This window comes from Streptomyces sp. NPDC059080 (assembly GCF_042739975.1).
Taxonomy (GTDB): domain Bacteria; phylum Actinomycetota; class Actinomycetes; order Streptomycetales; family Streptomycetaceae; genus Streptomyces; species Streptomyces benahoarensis.
Genome location: NZ_JBHYGX010000009.1, coordinates 102441 through 119097, shown reverse-complemented (window position 1 = coordinate 119097; position 16657 = coordinate 102441). Strand labels below are relative to the sequence as shown.

Annotated in this window: 17 protein-coding genes; 16 read left to right on the top strand and 1 reads right to left on the bottom strand. The window is 71.1% G+C overall.

Annotated features, from left to right (window positions below):
• Window positions 1–59: 59 nt before the first annotated feature.
• The 5 genes from aroQ (at window position 60) to nusB (ending at window position 3992) form a co-directional block, all read left to right on the top strand.
• On the top strand, window positions 60–500 hold the full coding sequence (gene aroQ / locus ACFWWQ_RS10180; RefSeq protein ID WP_384593134.1) for a type II 3-dehydroquinate dehydratase: 441 nt from the start codon (window positions 60–62) through the stop codon (window positions 498–500).
• A 294-nt stretch (window positions 501–794) separates the two neighbouring features.
• Complete coding sequence (locus ACFWWQ_RS10175; protein WP_384593131.1) at window positions 795–1721, top strand: Pro-rich N-terminal domain-containing protein; 927 nt, start codon at window positions 795–797, stop codon at window positions 1719–1721.
• A 94-nt stretch (window positions 1722–1815) separates the two neighbouring features.
• On the top strand, window positions 1816–2922 hold the full coding sequence (locus ACFWWQ_RS10170) for an aminopeptidase P family protein (protein WP_384593128.1): 1107 nt from the start codon (window positions 1816–1818) through the stop codon (window positions 2920–2922).
• Between the two features lie 66 nt (window positions 2923–2988).
• Window positions 2989–3555 carry an elongation factor P gene (efp, locus tag ACFWWQ_RS10165; protein ID WP_143939911.1) on the top strand — a complete coding sequence of 189 codons (567 nt, stop codon included), beginning with the start codon at window positions 2989–2991 and terminating at the stop codon, window positions 3553–3555.
• A gap of 2 nt (window positions 3556–3557) precedes the next feature.
• Window positions 3558–3992, top strand: coding sequence for a transcription antitermination factor NusB (gene nusB, locus ACFWWQ_RS10160; protein WP_384593124.1), 435 nt, complete (start codon window positions 3558–3560; stop codon window positions 3990–3992).
• Window positions 3993–4198: 206 nt separating this feature from the next.
• Here nusB and bldD read toward each other — a convergent pair whose 3' ends face one another.
• On the bottom strand, window positions 4199–4699 hold the full coding sequence (gene bldD / locus ACFWWQ_RS10155; RefSeq protein ID WP_030278578.1) for a transcriptional regulator BldD: 501 nt from the start codon (window positions 4697–4699) through the stop codon (window positions 4199–4201).
• Between the two features lie 226 nt (window positions 4700–4925).
• Here bldD and pyrR point away from each other — a divergent pair, with 226 nt between their 5' ends.
• From pyrR to rpoZ, 11 genes are all read left to right on the top strand, one after another.
• Window positions 4926–5570 (top strand): bifunctional pyr operon transcriptional regulator/uracil phosphoribosyltransferase PyrR, encoded by a 645-nt coding sequence (gene pyrR / locus ACFWWQ_RS10150; RefSeq protein WP_384593121.1) that lies wholly within the window; start codon window positions 4926–4928, stop codon window positions 5568–5570.
• Window positions 5571–5668: 98 nt separating this feature from the next.
• The gene (locus tag ACFWWQ_RS10145) at window positions 5669–6652 is read left to right on the top strand and encodes an aspartate carbamoyltransferase catalytic subunit (RefSeq protein WP_384593118.1); all 984 of its coding nucleotides are present in this window, start codon (window positions 5669–5671) and stop codon (window positions 6650–6652) included.
• Between the two features lie 2 nt (window positions 6653–6654).
• Window positions 6655–7941, top strand: a complete 1287-nt coding sequence (locus tag ACFWWQ_RS10140; RefSeq protein ID WP_384593115.1) for a dihydroorotase — start codon at window positions 6655–6657, stop codon at window positions 7939–7941.
• Window positions 7938–8531: a hypothetical protein gene (locus tag ACFWWQ_RS10135; RefSeq protein ID WP_384593113.1), complete on the top strand. Its 594-nt coding sequence runs from the start codon at window positions 7938–7940 to the stop codon at window positions 8529–8531. Before ACFWWQ_RS10140 ends, ACFWWQ_RS10135 begins: the two co-directional genes overlap by 4 nt.
• Window positions 8528–9667 carry a glutamine-hydrolyzing carbamoyl-phosphate synthase small subunit gene (carA, locus tag ACFWWQ_RS10130; RefSeq protein ID WP_384593110.1) on the top strand — a complete coding sequence of 380 codons (1140 nt, stop codon included), beginning with the start codon at window positions 8528–8530 and terminating at the stop codon, window positions 9665–9667. Before ACFWWQ_RS10135 ends, carA begins: the two co-directional genes overlap by 4 nt.
• Complete coding sequence (carB, locus tag ACFWWQ_RS10125) at window positions 9660–12968, top strand: carbamoyl-phosphate synthase large subunit (RefSeq protein WP_384593107.1); 3309 nt, start codon at window positions 9660–9662, stop codon at window positions 12966–12968. The genes carA and carB overlap by 8 nt, the downstream gene beginning before the upstream one ends.
• 85 nt (window positions 12969–13053) lie before the next feature.
• A complete protein-coding gene (locus ACFWWQ_RS10120; RefSeq protein ID WP_384593104.1) occupies window positions 13054–14160 on the top strand; it encodes a quinone-dependent dihydroorotate dehydrogenase in 1107 nt (368 codons plus the stop codon).
• Entirely contained in the window at window positions 14157–15026 is an 870-nt protein-coding gene (pyrF, locus tag ACFWWQ_RS10115; RefSeq protein ID WP_384593101.1) for an orotidine-5'-phosphate decarboxylase, read from the top strand. The genes ACFWWQ_RS10120 and pyrF overlap by 4 nt, the downstream gene beginning before the upstream one ends.
• Window positions 15027–15224: 198 nt before the next feature.
• Complete coding sequence (mihF, locus tag ACFWWQ_RS10110) at window positions 15225–15548, top strand: integration host factor, actinobacterial type (RefSeq protein WP_143939918.1); 324 nt, start codon at window positions 15225–15227, stop codon at window positions 15546–15548.
• Between the two features lie 38 nt (window positions 15549–15586).
• On the top strand, window positions 15587–16204 hold the full coding sequence (gmk, locus tag ACFWWQ_RS10105; protein WP_384593097.1) for a guanylate kinase: 618 nt from the start codon (window positions 15587–15589) through the stop codon (window positions 16202–16204).
• A 74-nt stretch (window positions 16205–16278) separates the two neighbouring features.
• Window positions 16279–16551 carry a DNA-directed RNA polymerase subunit omega gene (rpoZ, locus tag ACFWWQ_RS10100; RefSeq protein ID WP_005319902.1) on the top strand — a complete coding sequence of 91 codons (273 nt, stop codon included), beginning with the start codon at window positions 16279–16281 and terminating at the stop codon, window positions 16549–16551.
• Window positions 16552–16657 lie beyond the last annotated feature (106 nt).

Below are 16657 nucleotides of genomic sequence, written 5' to 3'. Positions count from 1 at the left end.
AGAACCATCAAGAGGTGCGCCCCTGGCGAATGCCAGGCCGAGCGAAGCGAGGGAGGGGCATGAGCCGCCGGGTGCTGGTCCTCAACGGCCCCAACCTCGGCCGCCTGGGCTCCCGCGAGCCGGACGTCTACGGCGCCACCTCCTACGCGGGCCTGGTCGAGGAGTGTGCCCGGCTCGGCAAGGAGCTGGGGCTGGACGCCGAGGTGCGGGAGACCAACGACGAGGGCGAGATGGTCCGCTGGCTGCACGAGGCCGCGGACGGCTCGATCCCGGTGATCATCAACCCCGGCGCGTTCACGCACTACTCGTACGCCATGCGGGACGCGGCGGCGCAGCGCACCGCCCCGCTGGTCGAGGTGCACATCTCGAACCCGTACGCCCGCGAGGAGTTCCGCCACAACTCGGTCATCGCGGCGGTGGCCAGCGGTACGGTCGCCGGTTTCGGCATCGGCTCGTACCGCCTGGCGCTGCGCGCGGTGGCCGAGGAACTGGCCGGCTGACCGACACCCGGGCCGCGTCCACGCTGCCGCGGACCCGGCCCGGAGCCGGGGCGCGTCCGGAAAGTCCCGCCTGGCGAGATTTTCCGGACACGCCCCGGCGAGGCACCTTCCGCCGCCCCCGGCCGTTCACACCGTGAGCGCCGGGGGCGGTACCGTTCGTCAGCAGTACCGCACGGACTCGGACTCGCGGCCACGGCGACGCACCGGCCCGCCCGGCGGGCGCCCGGTGTGCCGACCGGCCGCCCGGCATCCGCGCACCGCACCCAGTCGATCCCACGAGACGGAGACCACCGGATGCAGTACGCAGTGGGGGCTCCGCTGCCGCCCCGCCACCAGACGCAGGAGCAGGGGGCGACCCTGAGCTGGACCCCCGGCCCCGGTCACCCCGTGCCGCCCGGCCCGCCGCCGTCCCCGTCCATACCGCCCGGCCCGCCGCCGTCCCCGCCCGCGCAGCCGAGCGGCCCGCATCCGGGTGCCGCACCTCCTGGGGCCGGGCACCCGGGCGCCGCGCAGCCGGGGTGGAGCGCCCCGGCGCCGCAGTCCGCGCCGCCCGTCGTGGACACCTCGGGCACTGCCGGGTCCACCGGCCACATCCAGCTGCCGCCCGGCGCCCCCGTCGCGCTGCCCAGCCCCCCGGCCGGGACCGCCGCCCCCGACGCCGCGCACACCGCCGTCGCCGTGCTGCTCATAGGCCCGGCCGGGGCGGGCAAGACGAGCGTGGCCCGCCACTGGGCCGACTGCCGCCGGGTGCCCACCGCGCACATCAGCCTCGACGACGTCCGCGAATGGGTGCGCTCCGGCTTCGCCGACCCGCAGCAGGGGTGGAACGACCACTCCGAGGCGCAGTACCGCCTCGCCCGCCGCACCTGCGGCTTCGCCGCCCGCAACTTCCTCGCCAACGGCATCTCCTGCATCCTCGACGACGCCGTCTTCCCCGACCGCCCGGTCGTCGGCCTCGGCGGCTGGAAGCGCCATGTGGGCCCGGGACTGCTGCCGATCGTGCTGCTCCCCGGCCTGGAGATCGTTCTGGAGCGCAACGCCCGCCGCAGCGGTAACCGCCGCCTCTCCGACGAGGAAGTGGCCCGGATACACGGCCGGATGGCGGGCTGGTACGGCTCCGGCCTGCCGATCATCGACAACTCCCAGCACGACGTCGCGACCACCGCGCGGATGCTCGACGACGTCCTCGCCCGCAGCCTCGCCTCACCGCCCAGCTGGTGACCGGCCGGTGGGCGGAGGCGACGGGTCCGGTCCGGGTACCCCGCTCGGCCGCTCTCGACCGGCCCGCGGGGTGATTCGCCCGTAAGCTCGGGATATGTCCGAGCTGTACGCGGCCCGGCGCACGCGGCTGCGGGACCGCTGCGCGGCGACCGGAAGCACCGCCGCCCTGATCTCGCGCCCCGCCAACGTCCGCTATCTCACGGGTTCCGCGCCCACCGGCGCCGTACTCCTGCTGGGCCCGGCCGCGGATGTGCTGCTCTGCGGCGCCCCGCTGACCGGCGACCCGTCCGAGGGACGCCCCGCCGACGACGTCCGCGTCACCGTGCTGCCCGCCCGCGACGGCGATCCCGTGGTGGCCGGTGCCGATCTGGCGGCGAAGGCCGGGGCCACCACCCTCGCCGTCGAGGAACACCATCTGACCGTTGCCCGGCACCGGGCGCTCGGCCGGGTCGTGCCGCGGCTGCGCCTGGCCGATGTGGCCTGTGCCGTCGAGGCGCAGCGGCTGATCAAGGACGACGACGAGATCTCCTGTCTGCGCATCGCCGCGGAGATCACCGATCAGGCACTCGGCGAACTCCTGGAGTCGATCCTGGTCGGCCGCACCGAGCGGCATCTCGCCCTGGAGCTGGAGCGCCGCCTCGTCGACCACGGCGCGGACGGCCCGGCGTTCGCGACCTCGGTGGCGACCGGTCCGCACTCCGGCCGTCCGGGGCATCTGCCCACCGACCGCCGGGTCGAGGAGGGGGACTTCCTCAGCGTCGGCCTCGGCGCGAACTACCGCGGCTACCGCTGCGAGATCGGCCGGACCTTCGTCATCGGCACCACCCCCGCGGACTGGCAGATCGAGCTGTACGACCTTGTTTTCGCAGCCCAGAGGGCCGGTCGGGAGGCCCTGGCACCGGGTGTGGAGTGCCGTGAAGTGGACCGGGTGACCCGGCATCTGCTGGAATCCGCCGGGTACGGGGAGCGGCTCGGACCGTGGACCGGACACGGCGTGGGGCTCGAAATCGATGAGGACCCTCAGTTCTCGCCTGCGGCCATGGGTAAACTGGACGCTTGCGTGCCGGTCACCGTCGAGCCAGGGGTCCACATCCCGGGCCGTGGGGGTGTCCGGATCGACGACACCCTCGTCGTCCGCCCCGAGGCGGACGGCGGACCCGAGCTACTCACGATCACTACCAAGGAGCTGCTCGCCCTGTGAGCCACCGGGCTCGATGCGGGCGGTTCCTCGGTACCCACCACCTGCAGTCCAGGAGATTCCGCAACCGTGGCTTCCACGAACGACCTCAAGAACGGCCTGGTGCTCAAGCTCGAAGGGGGCCAGCTCTGGTCCGTCGTCGAGTTCCAGCACGTCAAGCCCGGTAAGGGCCCGGCCTTCGTCCGCACCAAGCTCAAGAACGTGCTCTCCGGCAAGGTCGTGGACAAGACCTTCAACGCCGGCGTCAAGGTCGAGACGGCCACCGTCGACAAGCGCGGCATGCAGTTCTCGTACATGGACGGCGAGTACTTCGTCTTCATGGACATGGACACCTACGACCAGCTCATGGTCGACCGCAAGGCCGTCGGTGACGCCGCGAACTTCCTCCTTGAGGGCTTCGAGGCCGTCGTCGCGCAGCACGAGGGCTCGGTGCTCTACGTCGAGCTGCCGGCCGCCGTCGAGCTGGTCATCCAGCACACCGAGCCCGGCGTCCAGGGCGACCGCTCCACCGGCGGCTCCAAGCCCGCCACCCTGGAGACCGGTTACGAGATCCAGGTCCCGCTCTTCATCACCGAGGGCGAGAAGATCAAGGTCGACACCCGCTCCGGTGAGTACCTCGGCCGGGTGAACAGCTAACCGTGGCCGCCCGTAACAAGGCCCGTAAGCGCGCCTTCCAGATCCTCTTCGAGGCCGACCAGCGCGGAGCCGACGTGCAGTCCGTGCTCGCGGACTGGATGCGGCACGCCCGGACCGACCCGCGGCAGCCGCCGGTCAACGAGTTCACCCTGGAGCTTGTCGAGGGGTATGCGGACCACATCGCCCGCATCGACGAACTGCTCGACACCTACTCCGTCGACTGGCCGCTGGACCGGATGCCGGTCGTCGACCGCAACATCCTCCGGCTCGCCGCGTACGAGCTGATCTGGGTGGACGCGACGCCCGACGCGGTGGCGATCGACGAAGCGGTGCAGCTGGCCAAGGAGTTCTCCACGGACGACTCCCCGGCCTTCGTCAACGGGCTGCTGGCCCGGCTGAAGGACCTGAAGCCGAGCCTGCGGCGCGAGACGCGATAGCAGCACACACCCGGGGCTCACCCCCCGTGGCACCCGTGAGAGGGCCCGGAGCGCGCAGGACAGGCGGCTCCGGGCCCTTCGCGCGCTGCCGGGGGCGGTGAGGGGCCGGCCCTGGCCGCCTGGCCACGCTCCCGCCCGTACGAACGACGAACCGCCGCCCCGGTACTCCGGGACGGCGGTTCGTCGGTTTACTGCTGCGGGACGGCTCAGAGGTCGTCGTGGGCGACCGCGCGGCGCGCGTCGGCGTCCAGCACACCCCAGCTGATCAGCTGCTCGGTCAGCACCGAGGGGGACTGGTCGTAGATCACCGCGAGGGTACGCAGGTCGTCCTGGCGGATCGAGAGGACCTTGCCGTTGTAGTCGCCGCGCTGGCTCTGGATCGTGGCGGCGTAGCGCTGCAGCGGACCGGCCTTCTCCTGCGGGACGTGGGCGAGGCGCTCCAGGTCCAGCACCAGCTTCGGCGGGGGCTCAGCGGCGCCGCCGGGCGTGGTGCCGGGCAGCAGCTCCTGCACCGGCACGCCGTAGAAGTCCGCCAGCTCGGCGAGGCGCTGCACCGTCACGGCACGGTCACCGCGCTCGTACGAGCCGACGACCACGGCCTTCCAGCGGCCCTGCGACTTCTCCTCGACACCGTGGAGCGAGAGGCCCTGCTGGGTGCGGATGGCGCGGAGCTTGGCCCCGAGCTGTTTGGCGTATTCGCTGGACATAAAGCTCCCCAGACACCTGAATCGAATCGATATGCGGCACGGCCGCGCGGCTGGTAACTCACTGTGAGGTTACGCAGCGTAATCCTCGTTCGTCAAGCCGGGGGAGTCCGCAGGGGCCTCCCGGGGTCGCACGGGCGTTCCCGGGAGGCCCTGCTAGCCTGTACGGCGGTACACCCGACGTCCTTTAAGGTCCGTCCCGTGAGGCGGAGAAGGAGGTCCGTTTCACATGGACACAAGCAGTTCCGACGTACGCGTATCCGACCACGCATCCGACGTCGATCCGAAGGCGCCCGCGCGCCCGGTGCTCGAAGGCCCGGACATCGCGCGGATGCTGACCCGCATCGCCCACGAGATCGTTGAGCGCGCCAAGGGCGCCGACGACGTGGTGCTCCTGGGTATCCCGACCCGCGGTGTCTTCCTCGCCCGGCGGCTCGCCGCCAAGCTGGAGGAGATCACCAGCCGCGCCATCCCGGTCGGCTCGCTCGACATCACCATGTACCGCGACGACCTGCGCCTGGGTCCCGCCCGTGCGCTCGCCCGTACCGAGATCCCCGGTGACGGCATCGAGGGCCGCGTGGTCCTCCTCGTCGACGACGTGCTCTTCTCCGGCCGCACCATCCGCGCCGCCCTGGACGCCCTGAACGACATCGGCCGGCCCCGCGCCGTCCAGCTCGCCGTTCTCGTCGACCGCGGCCACCGCGAGCTGCCGATCCGCGCCGACTACGTCGGCAAGAACCTCCCCACGTCGCTGCGGGAGACCGTCAAGGTCCAGCTCACCGAGGAGGACGGCCGCGACGCCGTGCTGCTCGGCACGCGGCCCGCCGACGACGCCGCGAAGACCGAGCGGCCCACCCGGACCGGCGAGCGCTAGCGCAGCCGCCCCACGGACCCGGCATGCCCGGGGCCGTACCGCTGCCTGCCCTCCCGGCGGACATACCCGTACGCCTTTCCCACTCACGGAGAAACCGGATGAAGCGTCACCTCATCTCGGCCGCCGACCTCACGCGCGACGACGCCGTCCTGATCCTCGACACCGCCGAGGAGATGGCCCGGGTCGCCGACCGGCCGATCAAGAAACTTCCCACCCTGCGCGGCCGCACCGTCGTCAACCTCTTCTTCGAGGACTCGACCCGGACGCGGATCTCCTTCGAGGCCGCCGCCAAGCGCCTCTCCGCGGACGTCATCAACTTCTCCGCCAAGGGCTCGTCGGTCTCCAAGGGCGAATCCCTCAAGGACACCGCCCTCACCCTGGAGGCGATGGGCGCCGACGCCGTCGTCATCCGCCACCACGACTCCGGCGCCCCGCACCGCCTGGCCACCTCCGGCTGGATCGGCGGCTCCGTCGTCAACGCCGGTGACGGCACCCACGAGCACCCCACCCAGGCGCTGCTGGACGCGTTCACCATGCGCCGCCGCCTCGTCGGCGCGGATGCCGGGCTCGGCAAGGACCTCTCCGGCCGCCGTATCACGATCGTCGGCGACATCCTGCACAGCCGCGTCGCCCGCTCCAACGTCCATCTGCTCACCACGCTCGGCGCCGAGGTCACCCTCGTCGCGCCGCCCACCCTGGTGCCGATCGGCGTGGAGAGCTGGCCCTGCGAGGTCTCGTACGACCTCGACGCCGTCCTCGCGACCTCCGACGCCGTGATGATGCTCCGGGTGCAGCGCGAGCGGATGAACGCCGCCTTCTTCCCGACCGAGCGCGAGTACGCCCGCCGCTACGGGCTGGACGGCGAGCGCATGGCCCGGATGCCGCAGGACGCCATCGTGATGCACCCCGGCCCGATGAACCGCGGCATGGAGATCACCGCCGAGGTCGCCGACTCGCCACGCTGCACCGCAGTGGAGCAGGTCACCAACGGTGTCAGCATCCGGATGGCCGTCCTCTACCTGCTCCTGGGCGGCAACGAACCCGCCCTCACCACCACCGCCCGCACCGAGGAGAGCAAGTAACCATGAGCAAGACCCTGATCCGCGGGGCGAAGATCCTCGGTGGCGAGCCGCAGGACGTGCTGATCGACGGCGAGACCATCGCCGAGGTCGGCACGGACCTCAGCGCCGAGGGCGCCCGCGTCATCGAGGCCGACGGCCAGATCCTGCTGCCGGGCCTCGTCGACCTCCACACCCATCTGCGCGAGCCGGGCCGCGAGGACTCCGAGACGGTGCTGACCGGCACCAAGGCGGCCGCCGCCGGTGGCTTCACCGCCGTCCACGCCATGGCCAACACCTTCCCCGTCGCCGACACCGCGGGCGTCGTCGAGCAGGTCTGGCGCCTCGGTCAGGAGTCCGGCTACTGCGACGTCCAGCCGGTCGGCGCCGTCACCGTCGGCCTGGAGGGCAGGAAGCTCGCCGAGCTGGGCGCGATGCACGAGTCCCGCGCCGGGGTGCGGGTCTTCTCCGACGACGGCAAGTGCGTCGACGACGCGGTCATCATGCGCCGCGCCCTGGAGTACGTGAAGGCGTTCGACGGTGTCGTCGCCCAGCACGCCCAGGAGCCCCGGCTCACCGAGGGCGCCCAGATGAACGAGGGCCTGGTCTCCGCCGAGCTGGGCCTGGGCGGCTGGCCGGCCGTCGCCGAGGAGTCGATCATCGCCCGCGATGTGCTGCTCGCCGCGCACGTCGGCTCCCGCGTCCACATCTGCCACCTCTCCACCGCCGGTTCCGTCGAGATCGTCCGCTGGGCCAAGTCCAAGGGCTGGAACGTCACCGCCGAGGTCACCCCGCACCACCTCCTCCTCACCGACGAGCTGGTCCGCAGCTACAACCCGGTCTACAAGGTCAACCCGCCGCTGCGCACCGAGGCCGATGTGCTGGCGCTGCGCGAGGCGCTGGCCGACGGCACCATCGACTGCGTCGCCACCGACCACGCCCCGCACCCGCACGAGGACAAGGACTGCGAGTGGTCCGCGGCCGCCATGGGCATGGTCGGCCTGGAGACCGCCCTCTCCGTCGTCCAGCACACGATGGTCGACAACGGGCTGCTGGACTGGGCGGGCGTCGCCGACCGGATGTCGTTCCGCCCGGCGCACATCGGCCGCCTGGAGAGCCACGGCCGCCCCGTCTCGGCCGGCGAGCCCGCCAACCTCACGCTGCACGATTCCGCTTACCGTGGAGTGGTGGACCCCGCGGGCTTCGCCTCCCGCAGCCGCAACACCCCCTACGAGGGTCGTGAGCTGCCGGGTCGCGTCACCCACACCTTCCTGCGGGGCCGGGCAACGGTCGTCGACGGGAAGCTGGCGTGACTCCTCATCTCCTTACCTCCGCAGCGGCACAGAAGTCCGCCGAGGTCACCGACTGGGCCGCGCGGATCGGCTGGGTCATCGGACTCCTGCTGTTCATCGCGCTCCTCTACTGGCTGATGCGCCAGGGCTGGAAGTGGCGCGGCACGCTCCAGAACGGCCTGCCTGCGCTTCCGGCCAGCCCTGACGAGCCGGGCGAAGCCCTCCTCACGGCCACCGGCCGCTACCACGGCTCGACCACCGCCGGGCAGTGGCTCGACCGGATCGTCGCGCGGGGCCTCGGCACCCGCAGCCGCGTCGAGCTGACCCTGACCGACCGGGGGCTGGACGTCGTCCGGCCCGGCGCCACCGACTTCTTCGTCCCGGCGGACGCCCTGCGCGGCGCCCGCCTCGACAAGGGCATCGCCGGCAAGGTCCTCCCCGAGGGCGGTCTGCTGATCGTCACCTGGACGCACGGCGGCACGGAGATCGATTCCGGTTTCCGCTCCGACCGGGCCGCCGACCACCCCGCCTGGGTCGAAGCGGTCAACCGCCTCAGCCCCCGGCACACCACCAGCACCACCGAGCACACCGAAACGGAAGGCGCACGATGACGACCTCCACCAGGGGGACCAAAATCCCCGCCGTTCTCGTCCTGGAGGACGGCCGCAGCTTCCGCGGCCGCGCCTACGGGGCCGTGGGGGAGACCTTCGGCGAAGCGGTGTTCTCCACCGGCATGACCGGCTACCAGGAGACGCTGACCGACCCCTCGTACCACCGCCAGGTCGTCGTCATGACCGCCCCGCACGTCGGCAACACCGGCGTCAACGACGAGGACGACGAGTCGCAGCGCATCTGGGTGGCGGGCTACGTCGTCCGCGACCCCGCCCGCGTACCGTCCAACTGGCGCGCCAAGCGCTCCCTGGACGAGCAGCTGGTCGCACAGGGCGTCGTCGGCATCAGCGGCATCGACACCCGCGCCCTCACCCGCCACCTGCGCGAGCGGGGCGCGATGCGGGTCGGCATCTTCTCCGGCGACGCGCTGCCCGACGAGGGCATCATGCTCGCCAAGGTCCGGCAGGCCCCCGAGATGGCGGGCGCCGACCTCAGCGCCCAGGTCGCCACCAAGGAGGCGTACGTCGTCCCGGCCATAGGGGAGAAGCGCTTCACGGTCGCCGCCGTCGACCTCGGCATCAAGGGCATGACCCCGCAGCGGATGGCCGAGCGCGGCATCGAGGTGCACGTCCTGCCCGCCACCGCCACCGCCGAGGACGTCTACGCCGTCAATCCCGACGGCGTGTTCTTCTCCAACGGCCCGGGCGACCCGGCCACCGCCGACGGCCCCGTCGCCGTCATGCAGGAGGTCCTGGAGCGGAAGACGCCGCTGTTCGGCATCTGCTTCGGCAACCAGATCCTCGGCCGCGCCCTCGGCTTCGGCACCTTCAAGCTGAAGTACGGCCACCGCGGCATCAACCAGCCCGTCCAGGACCGTACGACGGGCAAGGTCGAGGTCACCGCGCACAACCACGGCTTCGCCGTCGACGCGCCGCTGGACAAGGTCTCCGACACGCCCTACGGCCGCGCCGAGGTCACCCACGTCTGCCTGAACGACAACGTCGTGGAGGGCTTGCACCTCCTCGACCAGCCGGCGTTCTCCGTCCAGTACCACCCCGAAGCCGCCGCGGGCCCGCACGACGCGGCGTACCTGTTCGACCGCTTCGTCCAGCTCATGGAGGGCCAGCGTGCCTAAGCGCACCGATATCCAGTCCGTCCTGGTCATCGGCTCCGGCCCGATCGTGATCGGTCAGGCCGCCGAGTTCGACTACTCCGGAACCCAGGCGTGCCGGGTCCTCAAGTCCGAGGGCCTGCGCGTCATCCTCGTCAACTCCAACCCCGCCACGATCATGACGGACCCGGAGATCGCCGACGCCACCTACGTCGAGCCGATCACCCCGGAGTTCGTCGAGAAGATCATCGCGAAGGAGCGCCCGGACGCGCTGCTGCCGACCCTCGGCGGCCAGACCGCGCTCAACACCGCGATCTCCATGCACGAGCAGGGTGTGCTGGAGAAGTACGGCGTCGAGCTCATCGGCGCCAACGTCGAGGCGATCAACAAGGGTGAGGACCGCGACCTCTTCAAGGGCGTCGTCGAGGAGGTCCGCAAGAAGATCGGCCACGGCGAGTCCGCCCGCTCGGTCATCTGCCACTCCATGGACGACGTCCTCAAGGGCGTCGACACGCTCGGCGGCTACCCGGTCGTCGTGCGTCCCTCCTTCACCATGGGCGGCGCCGGCTCCGGCTTCGCGCACGACGAGGAGGAGCTGCGCCGCATCGCCGGACAGGGCCTCACGCTCTCCCCGACCACCGAGGTGCTCCTGGAGGAGTCCATCCTCGGCTGGAAGGAGTACGAGCTGGAGCTGATGCGCGACAAGAACGACAACGTCGTGGTCGTCTGCTCCATCGAGAACTTCGACCCGATGGGCGTGCACACCGGCGACTCGATCACCGTCGCGCCCGCGATGACGCTGACCGACCGCGAGTACCAGCGCCTGCGCGACATCGGCATCGCGATCATCCGCGAGGTCGGCGTCGACACCGGCGGCTGCAACATCCAGTTCGCGGTCAACCCCGACGACGGCCGCATCATCGTCATCGAGATGAACCCGCGCGTCTCGCGCTCCTCGGCGCTCGCCTCCAAGGCCACCGGCTTCCCGATCGCGAAGATCGCCGCGCGGCTGGCCGTCGGCTACACGCTGGACGAGATCCCCAACGACATCACCGAGGAGACCCCGGCGTCCTTCGAGCCCACGCTCGACTACGTCGTCGTCAAGGTCCCCCGCTTCGCGTTCGAGAAGTTCCCCGCCGCGGACGCCACCCTCACCACCACCATGAAGTCGGTGGGTGAGGCGATGGCGCTGGGCCGCAACTTCACCGAGGCGCTCCAGAAGGCGCTGCGGTCGCTGGAGAAGAAGGGCAGCCAGTTCGCCTTCACCGGCGAGCCCGGCGACAAGGGCGACCTGCTGGTGAAGGCCCAGGTCCCCACCGACGGCCGGATCAACACCGTCATGCAGGCGATCCGCGCGGGCGCCACGCCGCAGGAGGTCTTCGACGCCACGAAGATCGACCCGTGGTTCGTCGACCAGCTCTTCCTCCTCAAGGAGGTCGCGGACGAGATCGCCGGAGCCGACCAGCTGGACGCCGGGATACTGGCCGAGGCGAAGCGGCACGGCTTCTCCGACGCCCAGATCGCCGGGATCCGCGACCTGCGCGAGGACGTCGTCCGCGAGGTCCGCCACGCCCTCGGCATCCGCCCGGTCTACAAGACGGTCGACACCTGCGCCGCCGAGTTCGCCGCGAAGACGCCGTACTTCTACTCCTCCTACGACGAGGAGAGCGAGGTCGCCCCGCGCGAGAAGCCCGCGGTGATCATCCTGGGCTCCGGCCCCAACCGCATCGGCCAGGGCATCGAGTTCGACTACTCCTGCGTCCACGCCTCCTTCGCGCTCAGCGACGCGGGCTACGAGACCGTGATGGTCAACTGCAACCCGGAGACCGTCTCCACCGACTACGACACCTCCGACCGGCTCTACTTCGAGCCGCTGACGCTGGAGGACGTGCTGGAGATCGTCCACGCCGAGCAGCAGGCCGGACCGGTCGCCGGTGTCATCGTGCAGCTCGGCGGCCAGACGCCGCTGGGCCTGGCGCAGGCGCTCAAGGACAACGGCGTACCGATCGTCGGCACCTCCCCGGAGGCCATCGACCTGGCGGAGGAGCGCGGCGCCTTCGGCCGGGTCCTCACCGAGGCGGGCCTGCCCGCCCCCAAGTACGGCACCGCGTTCTCCTTCGACGAGGCCCAGGCCATCGCCACGGAGATCGGCTACCCGGTCATGGTCCGCCCCTCCTACGTGCTGGGCGGCCGCGGCATGGAGATCGTCTACGACGAGCCGTCGCTGGGCGAGTACCTGACCCGCCACGCCGGTCTCATCGACCGGCACCCGGTCCTCATCGACCGGTTCCTCGACGACGCCATCGAGATCGACGTCGACGCCCTCTACGACGGCACCGAGCTGTACCTCGGCGGCGTCATGGAGCACATCGAGGAGGCCGGTATCCACTCCGGCGACTCCGCCTGCGCCCTGCCTCCCATCACCCTCGGCGGCCACGACATCAAGCGGCTGCGCGCCTCCACCGAGGCCATCGCCAAGGGCGTCGGGGTGCGCGGACTGATCAACATCCAGTTCGCGATGGCCGGGGACATCCTCTACGTCCTGGAGGCCAACCCCCGCGCCTCCCGCACCGTGCCGTTCACCTCGAAGGCCACCGCGGTGCCGCTGGCGAAGGCCGCCGCCCGGATCTCCCTCGGCGCCACCGTCGCCGAGCTGCGGGCCGAGGGCATGCTGCCGAAGACCGGCGACGGCGGCACGCTGCCGCTCGATTCGCCGATCTCCGTCAAGGAAGCCGTCATGCCCTGGTCCCGCTTCCGGGACGCCTCCGGGCGCGGCGTGGACACCATCCTCGGCCCGGAGATGCGCTCGACCGGCGAGGTCATGGGCATCGACTCGGTCTTCGGCACCGCCTACGCCAAGTCCCAGTCCGGTGCGTACGGCGCGCTGCCCACCAAGGGCCGGGCGTTCGTCTCCGTCGCCAACCGGGACAAGCGGTCGATGATCTTCCCCGCCCGGGAGCTTGTCGCCCACGGCTTCGAACTGCTCGCCACCTCCGGCACCGCCGAGGTGCTGCGCCGCAACGGCATCAGCGCCACCGTGGTCCGCAAGCACTCCGAGGGCGAGGGCCCGAACGGCGAGAAGACGATCGTCCAGCTGATCCACGACGGCGACGTCGACCTCATCGTCAACACCCCCTACGGGACCGGCGGCCGTCTCGACGGCTACGACATCCGCACCGCAGCGGTCTCCCGGGGCGTCCCCTGCCTGACCACCGTCCAGGCGCTCGCCGCCGCCGTACAGGGCATCGAGGCGATGTCCCGCGGCGACGTCGGGGTCCGCTCCCTCCAGGAGCACGCGGAGCATCTGACCGCCGCCCGCGACTGACAGCAGGCCCACGAGGGGGACACCGCACGCGGTGTCCCCCTCGTCATGAGTACCGCCGCTCCGGAGCCCCCACGAGGACACCACCATGTACCAGACGTTCTTCCACCTGATCTTCCAGCGGATGGATCCCGAGAAGGCCCACCACCTGGCCTTCGGCTGGATCCGGCTGGCCGCCCGCACGCCCGTCCTGCGGACCTTCGTCGCGGCGGCGCTCGCGCCTCGCTTCAAGGAGCTGCGCACCGAGGCGCTCGGCCGCCGGATGCACGGGCCGTTCGGCCTCGCCGCCGGTTTCGACAAGAACGCCACCGCCATCGACGGCATGGCGATGCTCGGATTCGACCACGTCGAGATCGGCACCGTCACCGCCCAGCCGCAGCCCGGCAACCCCAAGAAGCGCCTCTTCCGGCTCGTCCCGGACCGTGCGCTGATCAACCGCATGGGCTTCAACAACGACGGGTCCGCCGCCGTCGCGGACCGCCTCGCCGCCCGCACCCCGGTGTTCCGCACCACCCTCGGCGTCAACATCGGAAAGACCAAGGTGGTCCCCGAGGAGGAGGCGGTCGGCGACTACGTCACCTCCACCGAACGCCTCGCCGCCCACGCCGACTACCTCGTCGTCAACGTCTCGTCCCCGAACACCCCGGGACTGCGCAACCTCCAGGCGGTCGACCACCTCCGCCCGCTGCTGACCGCCGTCCGCGAGGCCGCCGACCGTACGGTCACCGACCGCCGCGTCCCGCTGCTGGTCAAGATCGCCCCGGACCTCGCCGACGCGGACATCGACGCCGTCGCCGACCTCGCCCTCGAACTCGGCCTCGACGGCATCATCGCCACCAACACCACCATCGCCCGTGACCCGGGCCTGACGTCCGACCCGGCGCTGATCAACGAGGCCGGCGGGCTGTCCGGTGCGCCCGTCAAGGACCGCTCCCTGGAGGTGCTGCGCCGCCTCTACGCCCGCGTCGGCGACCGGACGACCCTCGTCGGCGTCGGCGGCATCACCACCGCCGAGGACGCCTGGCAGCGCATCCTCGCCGGTGCCACCCTGATCCAGGGCTACAGCGCCTTCGTCTATGAGGGTCCCTTCTGGTGCCGCGCGCTCCACAAGGGCCTCGCCGCCCGGCTGCGCAACAGCCCGTACGCCACCCTCGCCGACGCGGTCGGCGCCGAGCACAAGCAGGTGACCGCATGACGCTCCAGGAAACCGCCCCGGCACCCTTCGGCGCGCGCCTGCGTCGCGCCATGGACGCGCGCGGCCCGCTCTGCGTCGGCATCGACCCGCATGCCTCCCTCCTCGCCGACTGGGGCCTGAACGACGACGTCGCCGGGCTGGCGCGGTTCACCCGTACCGTCGTCGAGGCGCTCGCCGGCCGTGTCGCCGTCCTCAAACCGCAGTCCGCGTTCTTCGAGCGCTTCGGCTCCCGCGGCCTCGCCGTGCTGGAGACCGCCGTCGTCGAGGCGCGCGAACGCGGCGCGCTCGTCCTGATGGACGCCAAGCGCGGCGACATCGGTTCCACCATGGCCGCCTACGCCGCCACCCACCTCGACCCGGCCTCGCCGCTCTTCTCGGACGCGGTCACGGTCAGCCCGTACCTCGGCTACGGCTCGCTGCGCCCGGCCCTGGACCTGGCCGCCGCCCACGGCTGCGGCGTCTTCGCGCTGGCGCTGACCTCCAACCCGGAGGGCGCGGAGTTCCAGCGGGCGGTGCGCGAGGACGGCCGGACCGTCGCGGCCACCGTGCTGGGCCACCTCGCCGAGGAGAACGCCACGGCTGAGGGCCTGGGTTCGTACGGCGCGGTGGTCGGCGCGACCCTCGGCGATCTCTCCGCCTTCGATCTGGCGATCAACGGTCCGCTGCTGGCGCCCGGCATCGGCGCCCAGGGTGCGACCCCCGCTGACCTGCCCACCGTCTTCGGGGACGCGGTCCGCAACGTGCTGCCGAGCGTCAGCCGGGGGGTGCTGCGGCACGGTCCGGACACCGGCGCGCTGCGGGACGCGGCGGCCCGGTGCGCCGACGAGGTGCGGGCGGCAATCGATCAGCAGGAGGCCCGGCAGTAGGTTTAGTACCGATTTGTCCTGGTCAGCAGAGTCTGACCAGGACTTTTCGTCTGTTCTCGCTGACTCAGGCGCTGTCGGCCGCTAGTCTCCGACGAGAGCACCGCACGTAAGAGCGTTGCTCGTTGCTCCGCCCGTGCGGGGCGACTAGGTTCCACACCGGTCCGTATCCGACAGTTCTACATCCGAGGTGACGTAGGCGTGGCTCTTCCGCCCCTTACCCCTGAACAGCGCGCAGCTGCGCTTGAGAAGGCCGCCGCGGCTCGCCGGGAGCGCGCAGAGGTCAAGAATCGGCTCAAAAACTCCGGCGTCACCCTCCACGAGGTCATCGAGGCGGGCCAGGGCAACGAGGTCATCGGCAAGATGAAGGTCTCCGCGCTCCTTGAGTCGCTGCCCGGCGTGGGCAAGGTCCGCGCCAAGCAGCTCATGGAGCGCCTGGGCATCTCCGAAAGCCGCCGGGTGCGCGGCCTGGGATCCAACCAGATCGCCGCCCTGGAGCGGGAGTTCAGCAGCTCGGCTTCCTGAGTTTTCCGGCACAGCCCGGAAGCTGGAATAATCGCTGCATGGCTGCAACATCCCGGGGGACGACCCCCGTGCCCCCGGACGCTCGTCCGCGACTGACCGTGCTCTCCGGCCCCTCGGGGGTCGGCAAGAGCACGGTCGTCGCCCATCTGCGCAAGGTGCACCCCGAGGTCTGGCTCTCGGTTTCGGCGACGACCCGTAAGCCCCGTCCCGGAGAACAGCACGGCGTTCAGTACTTCTTCGTCGACGACGAGGAATTCGACAAGATGATCGCCAACGGTGAACTCCTGGAATGGGCGGAATTCGCGGGTAATCGCTACGGCACCCCGCGCCGCGCGGTGCTCGACCGGCTGGATTCGGGCGAGCCCGTCCTGCTGGAAATCGATCTCCAGGGCGCCCGCCAGGTACGCGAATCGATGGCGGAGGCACAGCTCGTCTTCCTCGCCCCGCCGAGCTGGGACGAGCTGGTCCGCCGCCTCACCGGCCGCGGCACCGAGGCTCCCGACGTGATCGAACGTCGCTTGGAGGCCGCGCGTATCGAGCTCGCCGCGGAGAAGGAATTCGACGGAACGCTCGTCAACACCTCCGTCGAGGGCGTCAGCCGTGAGCTGCTAGCCTTGATGCTGCGGCGTAATGGGGACGGAAAAACCGCAGGCTGACACCGCGGATCTCCCCGACCCCCGCCAGAGTTTTTGCTTCACCACCGGCTTCACACCCCTTCGGAAGGCAGAGAGTGTCCTCTTCCATCACCGCGCCCGAGGGCATCATCAACCCGCCGATTGATGAGCTCCTTGAGGCCACCGACTCGAAGTACAGCCTCGTGATCTACGCGGCGAAGCGTGCGCGCCAGATCAATGCGTACTACTCGCAGCTCGGCGAGGGCCTGCTCGAATACGTCGGCCCGCTCGTCGACACCCACGTCCACGAGAAGCCCCTGTCGATCGCGCTCCGCGAGATCAACGCGGGCCTGCTGACCTCCGAGGCCATCGAGGGCCCCGCGCAGTAAGCACCGCACCACCACCGAGGGCCCGGCAGCGCGACTGCCGGGCCCTTGGTGTGTCATAGGGGCACACCCGCCGCGGGCGTACGGCATCCGGCCGCCGCCACGGGGC

Coding starts and splice junctions, on each gene's coding strand:
- ACFWWQ_RS10175 (WP_384593131.1), top strand. CDS start 795: ATGCAGTACGCAGTGGGGGCTCCGCTGCCGCCCCGCCACCAGACGCAG.
- ACFWWQ_RS10170 (WP_384593128.1), top strand. CDS start 1,816: ATGTCCGAGCTGTACGCGGCCCGGCGCACGCGGCTGCGGGACCGCTGC.
- ACFWWQ_RS10120 (WP_384593104.1), top strand. CDS start 13,054: ATGTACCAGACGTTCTTCCACCTGATCTTCCAGCGGATGGATCCCGAG.
- pyrR (WP_384593121.1), top strand. CDS start 4,926: ATGGACACAAGCAGTTCCGACGTACGCGTATCCGACCACGCATCCGAC.
- pyrF (WP_384593101.1), top strand. CDS start 14,157: ATGACGCTCCAGGAAACCGCCCCGGCACCCTTCGGCGCGCGCCTGCGT.
- ACFWWQ_RS10145 (WP_384593118.1), top strand. CDS start 5,669: ATGAAGCGTCACCTCATCTCGGCCGCCGACCTCACGCGCGACGACGCC.
- gmk (WP_384593097.1), top strand. CDS start 15,587: ATGGCTGCAACATCCCGGGGGACGACCCCCGTGCCCCCGGACGCTCGT.
- carA (WP_384593110.1), top strand. CDS start 8,528: ATGACGACCTCCACCAGGGGGACCAAAATCCCCGCCGTTCTCGTCCTG.
- aroQ (WP_384593134.1), top strand. CDS start 60: ATGAGCCGCCGGGTGCTGGTCCTCAACGGCCCCAACCTCGGCCGCCTG.
- ACFWWQ_RS10140 (WP_384593115.1), top strand. CDS start 6,655: ATGAGCAAGACCCTGATCCGCGGGGCGAAGATCCTCGGTGGCGAGCCG.
- bldD (WP_030278578.1), bottom strand. CDS start 4,699: ATGTCCAGCGAATACGCCAAACAGCTCGGGGCCAAGCTCCGCGCCATC.